Below are 13,379 nucleotides of genomic sequence, written 5' to 3'. Positions count from 1 at the left end.
CGCCGGGTTCGCCGCCCGTGGGAGCGGGTTGACGTGGGCCTCGCCGGGGGAGGGCCGGCGCCCGGGCGCGCCGCTCCGCCGTCGGACTTCGAGCCGGCCTCGGCCGGCCGTCGAACCGGTCCTGAGCGGCTGTCCGCGGACGCGGTGGATCCGGGTACGCGGACGCGACGGATCCGGGCGCGTCGGCGCGGGCCCGGATCCGGTGTGCTGCGGGAGATCAGACGAGAGAGGGTTCGCGCCGCCGCTCCGGCGCCCGGTCGGGAGCGGTGCGGGCAGGGGCCGGGACGGGCCCGGCCGGGCGGCGGCCGACGGCCCGCGAGGCGAGCGCGGCGGACGAGAGCAGGTTGGTGAACAGGACCCGGTAGTTGAAGGTGTTCCCGGCGGAGACGAGCGGCAGCACCAGCCCGTTGACCATCGGGACGTAGCCGATCCAGAACCACGGGGAGCGCGCGGCCGCGCCGTGCATCACCACGGTCGCGGCCATCGGGACCAGGATGATCAGGGTGTAGTGGTCGAAGGACGGCTTGGTGCCGAGGAAGGCCGCCAGCATCAGCATGGTGCTGGTCTCGACCAGCCGCAGGCCCTCGTGGCCGCCCTTGCGCCAGCGGAGCCAGGCCAGCAGGACCATGACGACCGCCACGGCCGCGCCCACTGCCCCGGCCGCCCCCTCGGCCACGCCCAGCCGCGTCAGCACGTTGGGGACCGACGCGTCGAACGGCGCGGCGAAGCCGCCCTGGCCGCCGAGCAGGTAGGGCAGCGTCTTGGTGAGGAACAGCGTCGGCCGGGGCATCATCGCGCCCGCCGCCACCGCGATCACCACCGGCACCACGACCGCGACGGCGAGGGCCTTGAACTGGCGGGCCATCAGGAAGAGCAGCGCGACGGGAGCGAGGATCGGCTTGATGCTGATGGCCACGCCGAACACCACCGCGGCCGCCACCCAGCGGCGGCCGGCGGCCAGCAGCAGGACCGCCGGGAGGGCCATCACGTAACCGGAGGTCCAGTTGCCGATCTGTACGACATTGGTGAACGGCACCAGGAAGCAGAGCGCGATCACGCCCAGCACGGACAGCCGGCTCAGCGCCGGGACCCGGAAGACGCGCAGCGAGAGGAACCAGCCGGTCAGGATGAAGCCGATGCCGACCAGGGGCAGCAGGTGCAGCCGGGTCTCCAGGGAGAACCAGAGCCACGGCACGCCGGCCAGCACGCCCGGCGGCAGATAGAGGAAGCGTTCCTCCTCGTAGGGGGGCTTGCCCTGGCTGAAGACTTCCGCGGCCTTGATGACCCACTCGTTGTCGAGGCCGACGTTGCCCGCGGTCCGGGCCTGGTAGTAGACGTTGGCCAGCAGGGCGACCGCCGCCACCACCAGGGCCGTCGGTGCCCGTCCCCGGAGCCAGTCCACGAGCCGCGGGTCGGTATCGGAAGCGCTGCCGGCGGCTCCCGTCACACGCCGTCTTCTTCCGGGCGCGCTACGCATGGGACGAGTCCATTCGGTGTCGATGTCGGCCGGTGTTGCCACTCGGCTGCCACCGGCGCCGTAACCAGTCGGGGCCGGCTGGAAGGGCCACCGGAGGCCACCCTACCTCCTGGCCCCGGTGCCCCCGCGGGGTGAGGTGCCGTCAGGAGGCAAGCCGACGGGCCTTCCCGCCGCGCAGGGGTGTGGGTCCTTTTGTCATGTTTTGTCCATGGTATGCTGATCGGGTTTGTTTGATTCGTACTGAGGGGGGATCCCCCGCACCGGCCCCCGAAAGCGTTGTCGATGGTCTCCCCCGTCAGTTCCCCGCCGGTCTCCGTGCCGCCGCCTTCGGCGGCCCAGCCGGGGGAGGTGCAGGGCACCGGAACAGTCCCCGCCAAGCGGCCCCGGCTCTACGTGCTGGACGGCCTCCGGCTGATCGCCGCGATGGGGGTCGTGCTCTGGCACTGGCTCGGAGTCGAGCGCTTCCCGCAGGTCTGGCACGGCAAACCCAGCGACCTGATGCCGGCCGGTCACCTGGTCGGCGCGTACAGCTGGACCGGCGTGGAGCTGTTCTTCCTGATCAGCGGCTTCGTCATCTGCATGTCCTGCTGGGGCCGTTCGGTCGGCGATTTCGTCACCTCGCGGGTGGTCCGGCTCTTCCCCGCCTACTGGGTGGCGGTACTGCTCACGGCCGGCTGCCTGCTGATCGTGCCGACCATCTGGGGCGACAACACCCAGCGGCCGACCGTCTCACGGATCCTCACCAACCTGAGCATGGCCAACATGCCGGTCGGGGTGGACAATCTGGACCCGGTCTACTGGACCCTCTGGGCCGAGCTCCGCTTCTACCTGCTGTTCGGCGTGCTCGTCGCGATCGGCCTGACCTACCGTCGGGTGCTGGCGTTCTGCGGGATCTGGGGGGTCGCGGCGCTGCTGGCGCCCGCGGCGGACTCCCCGCTGCTCACGGCGCTCGCCCAGCCCACCTACGCCTGGTACTTCATCGGCGGCATCGCGATCTTCCTGATGTACCGGTTCGGCGCCAACCTGCTGCTCTGGGGCATCGTCGGGTTCTGCTGGCTGATGTCGCAGGACTCCCTGCGCGGTGTGGTCGACGGCTATGAGTACGGCGCCGAGCACCGGCTGTCCTGGACCCTCACCCTGTTCTGCACCACCGTCGCCTACGGGGTCGTCATCGCCTCCGCGCTGGGTGCGTTCAACTGGATCCGGTGGAAGTGGCTGACCGTCGCCGGGGCGCTCACGTACCCCCTCTACCTGCTGCACCAGATGATCGGCTGGCAGGTGATCACCCGTCTGCGCAGGTACCTGGACCCGTACCCGACGCTGATCGCTGTGACCTTGATCATGATGGTCGCGGCCTATCTGGTGCACCGGCTGGTGGAGCGCCCGCTCGCCCCCTGGATGAAGCGGAAGCTGGACGCCTCCTTCGCCCAGGTGCGCAAGGACGTGCGGGCCGGAGGCGGCACGCGCCCGAGGGGCTGACCGCACCCTCCTCGCCGGCCGGTACGCCGTTCCCGGCCCCCGAACCGCCGCTGCGCCGCGGCCGCTCCGGAGCATCCCCGGTGGATGCCCTACGGCGCGGCCCCGCCCCCGGCGGGCGCGCCGCGGTTCCCCGGGGCACACACCACACCACCGGCCTTCCGATCACGGAACGCGGCCTGCCCGCACCCGCGCCAACGGCTCCGCCCCCGTCGCCTCGAAGGCGGCGGGGGCGGAGCCGGGCTCGGCTGCTGTGCGATTCAGCCGAAGGGGGTGGCGCCGGCCGTACGGGAGGTCAGCCGACCAGCTGGTCGTACGCGGGGAGGGTGAGGAAGTCCGCGTAGTCGGCGTCCAGGGAGACCTGGAGCAGGAGGTCGTGGGCCTGCTGCCACTTCCCGGCCGCGAAGGCCTCCTCGCCGACCTCGGCGCGGATCGCGTCGAGCTCCTCGGCGGCGATCGCGCGGGTCAGTTCCGCGGTGGCGCGCACGGGTTCTCCGTCGTGCTCGAAGACGACTCCGGCGTTGATCCACTGCCAGATCTGGGAGCGCGAGATCTCCGCCGTGGCGGCGTCCTCCATGAGCCCGAAGATGCCGACGGCGCCCAGGCCGCGCAGCCAGGCCTCGATGTAGCGGATGCCGACCTGGACGGCGTTGCGCAGGCCCTCGTAGGTGGGCTTGGCGTCCAGCGAGTCGATCGCGATCAGGTCGCCGGGGGCCACGGAGACGTCCTCGCGGAGGCGGTCCTTCTGGTTGGGCTTGTCGCCCAGGACGGCGTCGAAGGAGGCCATGGCGATCGGGACCAGGTCGGGGTGGGCGACCCAGGAGCCGTCGAAGCCGTCGTTCGCCTCGCGGTCCTTGTCGGCCTTGACCTTCTCGAAGGCGACCCGGTTGGCCTCGGCGTCCTTGCGGGACGGGATGAAGGCCGCCATGCCGCCGATCGCGTGCGCGCCGCGCTTGTGGCAGGTGCGGACGAGCAGCTCGGTGTAGGCGCGCATGAAGGGGGCGGTCATCGTCACCGCGTTGCGGTCCGGCAGGACGAACTTCTCGCCGCCGTCCCGGAAGTTCTTGACGATGGAGAACAGGTAGTCCCAGCGGCCCGCGTTCAGGCCCGCCGCGTGGTCCTTGAGCTCGAAGAGGATCTCTTCCATCTCGTAGGCCGCGGTGATGGTCTCGATGAGGACGGTCGCGCGGACGGTGCCCTGCGGGATGCCGACGTAGTCCTGGGCGAAGACGAAGATGTCGTTCCAGAGGCGGGCCTCCAGGTGCGACTCGGTCTTCGGGAGGTAGAAGTACGGGCCCTTGCCGAGGTCGATCAGACGCTGGGCGTTGTGGAAGAAGTAGAGGCCGAAGTCCACGAGGGAGCCGGAGGCCGGGCCGCCCTCGAAGCGCAGGTGGCGCTCCTGGAGGTGCCAGCCGCGCGGGCGCATGACGACGGTCGCGAGCTGGTCGGCGGGCTTGAGGGCGTAGGCCTTGCCGGTGCGCGGGTCGGTGAAGTCGATGCGGCGCTCGTAGGCGTCGATGAGGTTGAGCTGGCCGAGGACGACGTTCTCCCAGGTGGGAGCCGAGGCGTCCTCGAAGTCGGCGAGCCAGACCTTGGCGCCCGAGTTGAGGGCGTTGATGGTCATCTTGCGGTCGGTCGGACCGGTGATCTCCACGCGGCGGTCGTTCAGGGCGGCCGGGGCCGGCGCGACCTTCCAGTCGCCCTCGCGGACCTGTGCGGTGTCCGGGAGGAAGTCGAGCGTGGAAGTGCGGGCGATCTCGGCGCGCCGCTCGCCGCGTCGGGCGAGGAGCTCGGCGCGGCGGGGTGCGAACCGCCGGTGGAGCTCGGCCACGAACGCGAGGGCCGCATCGGTGAGGACTTCGTCCTGCCGGGGCAGGGGCTCGGCGTCGACGATGGCCAGCGGGGACGGCGCTGGTGCGGACATATCTGTCACTCCTTCAGCGGCGGTGCCTTGCGGCCGCGGGGAATGCTCGCGCGGGACGGCACGCGGTGCCGCCGGGTGTGGAGAGTTCCGGGTAACGGTCGCGGGCGCCGTCTGGGGGTTCAGGGCGCTTCTGACCAGTGGATAGTAATTTCCTCATGGTGGAAGTTCAATGGTTTGTTGATATCGAGATTCTCTGAGTCGACAGATTCCGCTCCCCGGTGGCCCTCAGTGCCACCGCCGTCACGCCCCGCTCAGACGAGGCGTGCCAGATCGGGCGGGGTGTCGATGTCGAAGGCGGCCGCGACGTCCCCGCACTCCACCAGCATGACCTCGGCGGCGTGTTTCCTCAGGTGGACGCGCGCACCCTGGTCCCCGGCCGCGGTCGCCGCCACCTCCGCCCAGCGGTCCGCCCCGAACAGCACCGGGTGCCCCCGCTCCCCGTCGTACGCCGCCGCCACCAGGCTCGACGGCGACCGGTACGCCTCCCGCACCCGGGCCACGGCCGCCGGCCCGATGCCCGGCTGGTCCACCAGGGACACCAGGGCCGCGCGGGCGCCCGTACCGGCCAGGGAGGCCAGGCCGGCCCGCAGCGAGGAACCCATGCCCTCGGCCCAGTCCGGGTTGTCCACGACCACGCACCCCGTCAGGTCGGCGCGCTCGCGCACCTCGGCGGCCGAGGCGCCGAGCACCACGTGCACCGGGTCGCAGCCGGCCTCGCGCAGGACGCGCACGGCGTTCTCGACGAGCGGGCGTCCGCGGTAGGGGAGCAGGGCCTTGGGGCGGCCGCCCAGCCGGCGCCCCCCGCCGGCGGCCAGGAGCAGGCCGGCGACGAGCGGCGGGTCCTGCCCGGCCGGCCCGCCGGGAGCCCCGCCGGGGGCCGGGCCGGCGGCGGGGGTCACAGCGGCAGCGGGGCGGCCGGGGCCGGCTTCGCGGGAGTGTTCGACTGCTGACATGTCAGCGATTCTCGCCGCCCCTTCGCCCGAACGGGTGGGAAACCCGCCAGCAGCCGGCGTACGGAGGCCAGAGCGGCCCCGATCCGCAGCGGCTCGGAGATCCGGTTCTCGGCGGCGGCCGCCAGGGCCCGTTCGTCACGGTCGGTGAACACGTCGTACGGCATCGGGGAGCACTCCTTGCCAATCGGGGGCCAATGCCGCGAGTCTGGACCCCGATTGGCCTGGCCGGCAGAGCCAATCGGGGGAGGTTGGCATGGCGAACGGACGAGTGGTCCACACGGCGGACAGGACGCTGGGGAGCCGGCAGCTCGCCGCGCTGCTCCCGCCCGAGGTCCTGGCCCGCCCCGGCTACCGCGCCCTCGCCGACGCCGTCCGCACCCTGATCCTCGACGGCCGGATCGCCCTGCACGTCAGACTGCCCGCCGAACGCGAACTCGCCGATGCCCTCGGCGCCAGCCGCGCCACCGTCACCGGCGCGTACGACCTGCTCCGCGAGAGCGGCTACGTCCGCAGCCGGCGCGGGTCCGGCACCTGGACCGAGCTCCCCGACGGGCACGGGCCGGTCGGCGCCCACGCCCTCCTCGGGACGGGCGGCCACAGCGCCGACGGCGACCCCGGCATCGACTTCGCCATCGCCGCGATGGGAGCCCCGGACGGCAGCCTCGCCGACGCCCTGGCCCGGGCCGCCCCCCGCCTGCCCGCCCTCACCCGCACCCCCGGCTACCACCCCTTCGGCCTGCCCGACCTGCGCGCCGCCGTCGCCGACCGCTTCACCCGGCGCGGGCTGCCCACCCGCTCCGAGCAGATCCTGGTCACCGCCGGGGCCCAGCAGGCCTTCGCCCTGGTGGCCGGCCTGCTCTGCCGGCCCGGGGACCGGGTCGTCACCGAGAGCCCCACCTACGCCAACGCCCTCGACGCCCTGCGCCACGCCCGCCTGCGCACCGGGTCCATCGCCGTCTCCGACACCGGCTGGGACATGGAGATCGCCGAGTCCACGCTGCGCCAGACCGTGCCCAGGCTCGCCTACGCGATCCCGGACTTCCAGAACCCGACGGGCAACCTGATGCCGGAGGAACAGCGGCTGCGGCTGCTCGCGGTGACCCGCGCCACCGGCACCTGGCTGGTGGTCGACGAGACCATCGCGGACATCGCGCTGGACGTCCCCGCCCCCGCGCCCCTCGCCTCCCTCGCCCCCCGGTCCGGCGCCGACCACGTGATCACCATCGGCTCCCTCAGCAAGACGCACTGGGGCGGGCTCCGGGTGGGCTGGATCCGGGCCACCGCGAAGCTCATAGCCGAGCTGACCGCCGTACGGGTCTCGGCGGACATGACCGGCTCCGTGCTCGACCAGCTGGTGGCGCTCCCGCTGCTGGAGGGCCTCGACCGCTCCCTGCCCGAACGGCTCGCGCAGCTGCGCACCCAGCGGGTGGCCCTGGTGTCGGCGCTCCAGCGGCACACCCCCGAGTGGTCCTGGCGGCTGCCGCCCGGCGGCCTCTCGCTCTGGGTGGACCTCGGCGAGCCGGTCAGCTCCGCCCTCGCCGAGCGCGCGGCCGCCGCCGGGGTGCACATCGGCCGCGGAGCCCGCTTCGGCGTGGACCCGGGTACCTTCGAACACCGCCTGCGCATCCCGTACACCCTGCCGCCCGACCGCCTGGAGGAGGGCGTACGCCGCCTCGCCGCGGCCTTCCACGACGGCGTCCCGTTGGCACCGGCGGTCGAGCGGCCGCACTGGGTGGCGTGAGCCGGAAGGCTCAGCCGTGCCGGAGTTCGGCCCAGGTCGCGGCGTCGACCGCACCGGTGACGGGAAGGCCCCGCAGGCCCTGGAAGTACCGCGTGGCCGAGGCGGCGTCGGGCCCGAAGAAGTCCACGGGCTCCTCCCCGGTCGTCTGCAGGCCCGTCCAGAAGTTCAGCAGGCAGCGCGCCTCGAGCACCGTGCGGCCCCTGGCTCCGGCCGCCACGGTGGGCGGCGGGGTGCGGTTGTCGTAGCCGCAGCTCAGCCCGGTGAGTTCGGGCCCGTCGGCCGCCGCGGCGGAACCGGCCGTCAGCGCGGTACCGCCGACGAGGAGGGAGCAGATCAGTGCGGCCGAGGCCGCGGCGCGTGTCAGTAAGCGATTCATGGTCCAGACCTTAATGATCACGAGCGTGCGGCAAAAGCGATATTGGGGCGTCCGGAATCAGACGGCGAGCACGGTCTCGAAGCCCCGGCGGCAACGGCGGTCAGCCACGGGCCGTAGGCCCCGCGGCCGGGGGCCGGCCCCCTCACCGCGTCCGGATCAGCCGGCGGGTGGCGGCAGCCGCGACGGCGGAGGTGCGCGAGTCGACGCCGAGCTTGGCGTAGACGTGCACGAGATGGGACTTGACCGTGGCCTGGCTGAGGAAGAGCCGCTTGGAGATCTGCTGGTTGGACAGCCCGTCCGCGACCAGCTGGAGCACCTCCAGCTCACGTTTGGTCAGCGCCTCCGCCGGGGTGCGCATCCGGTCCATCAGCCGCAGCGCCACCGCCGGCGCCAGCGCCGACTGTCCGGCCGCCGCCGTGCGCACCGCCGCCGCGAGCTCCTCCGGCGGGGCGTCCTTCAGCAGGTAGCCGGAGGCGCCCGCCTCCACCGCCGCCAGGATGTCGGCGTCCGTGTCGTACGTGGTCAGGACCAGCACCCGGGGCGCGCCCGGACGGGCGGTGATCGCCGCCGTGGCCGCCGAACCGTGCATCCCGGCCCCGAACTGGAGGTCCATCAGTACGACGTCCACCGGCTCGGAAGCGGCGAGTTCCACCGCCCGCTCCGCCGTCGCGGACTCCGCGACCACCGCGAAGTCCGGCTCGGTGTCCAGCACCGCGCGCAGCCCGGCGCGCACCACGGGATGGTCGTCGGCGAGCAGGAGCCGGATGGTCATGTCAGGCCTCCACGGGCAGCGGCAGGGTGACGGCCACGGCGGTGCCCTGGCCCGGATCCGACTCCACGGTGAACAGCCCGCCCAGCGACTCGGCCCGCGCGCGCATCGCGGGCAGGCCGAAACCGCCCCCGCCCGAGGCGGCGCCGGCGGGGTCGAAGCCCCGGCCGTCGTCGACCACGTCCAGGGTGACCGAGCTGTCCATGAAGGTCAGGGTGATCTCCGCCCGCCCCGCCGCCGCGTGCCGCACCACGTTGGCCAGCGCCGACTGCGCGATCCGCAGCAGGGCCACCTCGTACGGGGTGGGCAGCGCCCTGGGGGTGCCGCTGACCGAGAACCGCACCCGCGGGCCCGGGGCCCCCGAGCACAGCCGCTCCAGCGCCCCGGCCAGCGAGCCGTGCGCCAGGTCCGGGGGCGTGAGGGCCCGTACGAAACGACGTGCCTCGGCGAGGTTCTCCTGCGCGGCCCCGCGGGCCCGGGCGATGTGGTCGGCGGCCGGCGCGTCCTCGGGCAGCGTCCGCTCGGCGGCCCGCAGCAGCAGCTGGATGGAGGACAGGCCCTGGGCCAGGGTGTCGTGGATCTCCCGCGCGAGCCGCTCCCGCTCCGCGAGGATCCCCGCGTTCCGCTCGGCCGCCGCGAGCTCGGCCCGGGTGGCGATGAGCTCCTCGATCAGCCGGCGGCGGCGTTCGCTCTCGCGGTACAGCGCCTGGTAGCCGAGCACCGTGGCGACGGCCATCGCCCCGCCCAGCAGCGGTCCGAGGAAGGCCCCGGGGCCGGCGGAGCCGCCGCTGTGCCCGACGAAGGCGCCGATGGCGGCGGAGGCGGTCACGGCGACGGCGACCAGGCCCCAGCGCAGCCGCAGGAGGTGCAGCTCCAGGAAGTACAGCGGGAAGGCGATCCACAGCCCGTCGGGGGAGACGGCCAGCAGCGCGGCCCACACCGCGCCCACCCCGGCCAGCCACAGCGCGGCGGCCCGGGCCGAGCGCCGCACCGCGGGGGCCCGTACGCCCGCCGCGTACACGGCGGCCAGCAGGACGCAGAGCCCGGTCACCCAGCCGGCGTGCGGCGCGGAGCCGGCGACGGCGCGGGCGGAGGCCAGCGCGAGCAGCCCGAGGAGCAGCGCGTGCAGGCACAGCCGCAGGACGCGGGAGACGGGGAGCAGGGGGCGGGAGGGCGGGGCGGCAGACATCGTCCGACCAGCGTAAGCGGGCGGTCCGGGGCCCCGGTCAACCGAAAGTTTGATGTCCGGATGCCACCTTCGATAGCAGGATGCCTCCCGTGGCGCGATGCCCCGGGCCCGCGTGCGCGACCAAGGTGGGGGACATGTTCGTCGCATGGAGAGATCTACGGTTCGCCAAGGGCCGCTTCGCCCTCATGGGCTCGGTCGTACTGCTCATCACGCTGCTGGTAGGTCTGCTGTCGGGGCTGACCTCCGGACTGGCCCGGGAGAACATCTCGGCCCTGACCGGGCTGCCCGCCTCGCGGCTGGCCTTCGCGGCGCCCGCCGGGGACCAGAAGGTCTCCTTCACCCAGTCCCAGCTGCCCGAGGGCGCCTGGAAGGCCTGGCGGGAACGGGCCGGGGTGACGGCCGCGCAGCCACTCGGCATCCGCACCACCAACGCCGTCTCGGGCGGGCGCACCACCGCCGTCTCCGTCTTCGGCGTCGAGCCGGCCGGCCCGCTCGCCCCGGCCGGGGCGGGGTTCGGCCGGGGCCGGGCGGTGCTCACCGAGAAGGCGGCGAAGGAGCTGGGCGGCCTCACCGCCGGTGACCGCGTCAAGGCCGGTCCGCTGGAGCTGACCGTGGCCGCCGTCTCGGGCACGGCCTCCTACAGCCACACCCCGGTGGTCTGGACGGACCTGGACGACTGGCAGCGCGTGGGCAACCCGGGCGCCTCCCCGGACACCGTGGCCACCGTCATCGCCCTCGACGGCTCCGGGGACGTGGACTGGGCCGCCGGTGACCGGGCGGCGGGCACGAAGGCCCTGACGGTCGAGGAGGCCCTGGGCGCCATGGGGTCGTACCAGGCGGAGAACGGTTCGCTCCAGCTGATGCGCGGCTTCCTCTTCGCCATCTCCGCCCTGGTCATAGGGGCGTTCTTCACCGTCTGGACGATCCAGCGCAGCGGTGACATCGCGGTGCTGAAGGCCCTCGGCGCCTCCACCCCCTACCTGCTCGGGGACGCCCTCGGCCAGGCCGTGGTGATGCTGGCGATCGGCACCGGTGCCGGTACGGGGCTCGCGGCCGGCGCCGGAGTCCTGATCAGCGGCGGCGACGTGCCCTTCGTCCTCGACGCGGCCACCGTGCTGGTCCCCGCCGGGATCATGATCCTGCTCGGCGCCCTCGGCGCGGCCCTGTCCATCCGGCGGATCACCGCCGTCGATCCGCTGACCGCCCTGGGGAGTGCCCGATGACCCTGATCGTCGACGACGTCACGCTGACCTACCCCGACGGGGACGGCCGTCTCACCGCGCTCGACGCGGTCTCCCTGGAGGTGCCGGCCGGCTCCCTCACCGCGATCGTGGGGCCCTCGGGCTCGGGGAAGTCCAGCCTGCTGGCCGTGGCGGCCACCCTGGTCACCCCGGACTCGGGCCGGGTCGTGGTCGGGGACCGGGACACCAGCCGGCTCGGTCCCGCGCAGAAGGCGGCCCTGCGCCGTGAGGAGATCGGCATCGTCTTCCAGCAGCCCAACCTGCTGGCCTCGCTGACCGCCGCCGAACAGCTCCAGGTGATGGCCCACCTCTCGGGCCGCCCCTCCCGGCAGCCGCGCCGCCGCGCCCTGGAGCTGCTGGACGCGGTGGGCCTGGCCGACAAGGCCGACAAGCGCCCGCACCAGCTGTCCGGAGGCCAGCGCCAGCGCGTGAACATCGCCCGGGCCCTGATGAACGAGCCGGCCGTCCTGCTGGTGGACGAGCCGACCAGCGCCCTCGACCACGAGCGCGGCGCGGCGGTCCTCGACCTGCTGGTCGCCCTCACGCGCGAGCGCTCCACCGCCACGGTGCTGGTCACGCACGACCGGGCCCACCTGCACCGGATGGACCGTACGGCGACGATGGCCGACGGCCGCCTCACCGCGTCGGTTCCCGCGTAGCTCCCCCGCGCCCGTCGGGCCGCGCCGAGGGGGACAGGTAGGCCAGGTGGCCGCGCCGGCCCGGGAAGTCCGGCAGGAGCAGCGTCCGCCAGCCCCGCGCCCACGCGGGCGGTGGCGACCCGCCGGCCACCAGCACCGCGGCGGGCCGGGTCCGGGCCAGGGTGGCGAGCCCGCCCGCGGTGATGCTGCCGTCGTGACCCCCGACCTGGCGCGAGGCGCACCGGGCGAGGAACGCCACCCTGACCGCCTCCGCGCCGCTGACCAGGCAGGGCGGCCGCACCCCCTGGGCCCGCAGGTCGGCGGCGACGGCGGTGAAGGCCGTCCGGCTGGCCCTGCCGCGCGCCCCCAGGGTGGCCGTGAGGGCGAGGTGGAGTGCGAGGTGCGCGGCCAGCGCCAGACAGAGCGCCCCGAGGGCGAACGGCCGGGTGCGGGCCCGCTGGAACAGCCTGGCCAGGCACAGGGCGACGGGCAGGGAGAGCAGGGCATACGCGGGCAGCAGGAAGCGGGGCGCCGCGTACCCGATCGTCAGCAGGTACGGCGCCGCGAGCGACAGCGCGGCCACCGTGGGTACGAGGACCCCGCGCAGCCGCCCGGTCCGGTACGCGACGACGAGCCCGCCGGCGGCCGCCGGCGGCAGGACGAACCACCACAGGGCGGTGAGGGGGTGGGACCCGGGCCCGTCGCACGGGCGGCAGAGCGTACGGCCGCCCAGGGCGCGCAGGTGGTCGCCGAACGCGGGGTGCCAGCCGATGCCGCCCTGGATCTCGCCGGCGCGGTGCAGCCGGGCGAGGAGGCCGCCGTAGCGGAGCTCGGCCTCGATGATCCACTCGGCGGCTCCGAGCAGCGCGCCCACGGCGAGCGCCACGACCAGCGCGAGCCGCCTCCCGGTGCGGACGGCGCACGCGGCGCACGCCAGGGGCAGGACGAGCCACACCGCGTCGGAGGGGCGCATGAGCGCGGCGAGGGCGGCCCCGGCGACGGTCCCCGCGAGGGCCAGGCGGTCACCAGGATCGCGGGCCGCCCGCAGGAAGCAGCCGACGGTCAGGAGGGCTCCGAAGGCCACCCAGAGGTTGGGCATGGCCCTCGAGCCGTAGAACAGGGTCGGCCACAGGCCGGTGAAGAGCACTCCGGCCAGGGCGAGGACGGGCGCGGGGAGCAGCCGCCGCCACACCCAGAGGCAGAGCAGGAGCGCCCCCGACGACAGCAGCACCAGATAGATCCGCAGGACCGTGACGGAGGGGGTGAGGGCGGCGACGGGGGCGACGAGGTAGGTGATCCCGCGGGCGCGGGGGGCGCTGAAGAACGCGGCGGGGGCATCGCGCGAGACCTGGCTGACGTACACGGTCTCGTCCCAGCCGAGTCCGGTGCCCGGCACGGCCAGGAGCAGCTGGGCCACGGCGTACACGGCGGCGACGGGCGCCAGGAAGGCGAGATCGCGCCGCCGCCCCGGGCGGGCGCCGGACCCCGGCGGGGCATCGGGCGGGCTCGGCACCGTGACGGGGTTCGTGACCATGGTCGGACCTCGGGGCGGGGAGACGGGCAGTTGCCTCCCCACGCTGCCCCGCCGGGCCGCA

General features: G+C 74.2%; 12 protein-coding genes. 4 read left to right on the top strand and 8 right to left on the bottom strand.

What is annotated here, in order from left to right; all coding sequences use genetic code 11:
- Positions 1-217 precede the first annotated feature (217 nt).
- Entirely contained in the window at positions 218-1,447 is a 1,230-nt protein-coding gene (locus tag ACZ51S_RS08090) for a glycosyltransferase 87 family protein (protein WP_468960134.1), read from the bottom strand.
- Between the two features lie 312 nt (positions 1,448-1,759).
- On the opposite strand from ACZ51S_RS08090, the gene ACZ51S_RS08085 reads away from it, so the two are divergent.
- The gene (locus ACZ51S_RS08085) at positions 1,760-2,956 is read left to right on the top strand and encodes an acyltransferase family protein (RefSeq protein ID WP_468802387.1); all 1,197 of its coding nucleotides are present in this window, start codon (positions 1,760-1,762) and stop codon (positions 2,954-2,956) included.
- 292 nt (positions 2,957-3,248) lie between these two features.
- Here the strand turns inward: ACZ51S_RS08085 and aceB are convergent, their stop codons facing one another.
- From aceB to ACZ51S_RS08070, 3 genes are all read right to left on the bottom strand, one after another.
- Positions 3,249-4,877 (bottom strand): malate synthase A, encoded by a 1,629-nt coding sequence (aceB, locus tag ACZ51S_RS08080; RefSeq protein WP_388942873.1) that lies wholly within the window; start codon positions 4,875-4,877, stop codon positions 3,249-3,251.
- Positions 4,878-5,128: 251 nt separating this feature from the next.
- The gene (locus tag ACZ51S_RS08075; RefSeq protein WP_468960132.1) at positions 5,129-5,830 is read right to left on the bottom strand and encodes a nucleotidyltransferase family protein; all 702 of its coding nucleotides are present in this window, start codon (positions 5,828-5,830) and stop codon (positions 5,129-5,131) included.
- Positions 5,773-5,994: a hypothetical protein gene (locus tag ACZ51S_RS08070; protein WP_468802389.1), complete on the bottom strand. Its 222-nt coding sequence runs from the start codon at positions 5,992-5,994 to the stop codon at positions 5,773-5,775. The genes ACZ51S_RS08075 and ACZ51S_RS08070 overlap by 58 nt, the downstream gene beginning before the upstream one ends.
- An 89-nt stretch (positions 5,995-6,083) precedes the next feature.
- Between ACZ51S_RS08070 and yczR the strand changes: the two genes are divergently transcribed.
- Positions 6,084-7,571 (top strand): MocR-like transcription factor YczR, encoded by a 1,488-nt coding sequence (gene yczR, locus ACZ51S_RS08065; protein WP_468802390.1) that lies wholly within the window; start codon positions 6,084-6,086, stop codon positions 7,569-7,571.
- A gap of 10 nt (positions 7,572-7,581) precedes the next feature.
- On the opposite strand, the gene ACZ51S_RS08060 is transcribed toward yczR, so the two are convergent.
- From ACZ51S_RS08060 to ACZ51S_RS08050, 3 genes are all read right to left on the bottom strand, one after another.
- Entirely contained in the window at positions 7,582-7,947 is a 366-nt protein-coding gene (locus tag ACZ51S_RS08060) for a peptidoglycan-binding domain-containing protein (RefSeq protein ID WP_468479114.1), read from the bottom strand.
- Positions 7,948-8,089: 142 nt separating this feature from the next.
- A complete protein-coding gene (locus ACZ51S_RS08055; protein WP_468479113.1) occupies positions 8,090-8,719 on the bottom strand; it encodes a response regulator in 630 nt (209 codons plus the stop codon).
- Between the two features lies 1 nt (position 8,720).
- The gene (locus tag ACZ51S_RS08050) at positions 8,721-9,905 is read right to left on the bottom strand and encodes a sensor histidine kinase (RefSeq protein ID WP_468960129.1); all 1,185 of its coding nucleotides are present in this window, start codon (positions 9,903-9,905) and stop codon (positions 8,721-8,723) included.
- A 134-nt stretch (positions 9,906-10,039) separates the two neighbouring features.
- Between ACZ51S_RS08050 and ACZ51S_RS08045 the strand changes: the two genes are divergently transcribed.
- Positions 10,040-11,128 (top strand): ABC transporter permease, encoded by a 1,089-nt coding sequence (locus ACZ51S_RS08045; protein WP_468960127.1) that lies wholly within the window; start codon positions 10,040-10,042, stop codon positions 11,126-11,128.
- Entirely contained in the window at positions 11,125-11,805 is a 681-nt protein-coding gene (locus ACZ51S_RS08040; RefSeq protein WP_468479110.1) for an ABC transporter ATP-binding protein, read from the top strand. Before ACZ51S_RS08045 ends, ACZ51S_RS08040 begins: the two co-directional genes overlap by 4 nt.
- Here ACZ51S_RS08040 and ACZ51S_RS08035 read toward each other — a convergent pair.
- A complete protein-coding gene (locus ACZ51S_RS08035; RefSeq protein ID WP_468960125.1) occupies positions 11,783-13,318 on the bottom strand; it encodes a hypothetical protein in 1,536 nt (511 codons plus the stop codon). The genes ACZ51S_RS08040 and ACZ51S_RS08035 overlap by 23 nt on opposite strands.
- Positions 13,319-13,379 lie beyond the last annotated feature (61 nt).

The sequence above is a fragment of the Streptomyces sp. NPDC034043 genome (assembly GCF_055575675.1).
This window is presented reverse-complemented; position numbering and strand designations above follow the sequence as displayed.

Bases quoted from the DNA above. Each gene is read 5' to 3' on its own strand.
- ACZ51S_RS08075 (WP_468960132.1), bottom strand. From the start codon at position 5,830: ATGTCAGCAGTCGAACACTCCCGCGAAGCCGGCCCCGGCCGCCCCGCT.
- ACZ51S_RS08035 (WP_468960125.1), bottom strand. From the start codon at position 13,318: ATGGTCACGAACCCCGTCACGGTGCCGAGCCCGCCCGATGCCCCGCCG.
- ACZ51S_RS08070 (WP_468802389.1), bottom strand. From the start codon at position 5,994: ATGCCGTACGACGTGTTCACCGACCGTGACGAACGGGCCCTGGCGGCC.
- aceB (WP_388942873.1), bottom strand. From the start codon at position 4,877: ATGTCCGCACCAGCGCCGTCCCCGCTGGCCATCGTCGACGCCGAGCCC.
- ACZ51S_RS08060 (WP_468479114.1), bottom strand. From the start codon at position 7,947: ATGAATCGCTTACTGACACGCGCCGCGGCCTCGGCCGCACTGATCTGC.
- ACZ51S_RS08045 (WP_468960127.1), top strand. From the start codon at position 10,040: ATGTTCGTCGCATGGAGAGATCTACGGTTCGCCAAGGGCCGCTTCGCC.
- ACZ51S_RS08040 (WP_468479110.1), top strand. From the start codon at position 11,125: ATGACCCTGATCGTCGACGACGTCACGCTGACCTACCCCGACGGGGAC.
- yczR (WP_468802390.1), top strand. From the start codon at position 6,084: ATGGCGAACGGACGAGTGGTCCACACGGCGGACAGGACGCTGGGGAGC.
- ACZ51S_RS08085 (WP_468802387.1), top strand. From the start codon at position 1,760: ATGGTCTCCCCCGTCAGTTCCCCGCCGGTCTCCGTGCCGCCGCCTTCG.
- ACZ51S_RS08050 (WP_468960129.1), bottom strand. From the start codon at position 9,905: ATGTCTGCCGCCCCGCCCTCCCGCCCCCTGCTCCCCGTCTCCCGCGTC.
- ACZ51S_RS08055 (WP_468479113.1), bottom strand. From the start codon at position 8,719: ATGACCATCCGGCTCCTGCTCGCCGACGACCATCCCGTGGTGCGCGCC.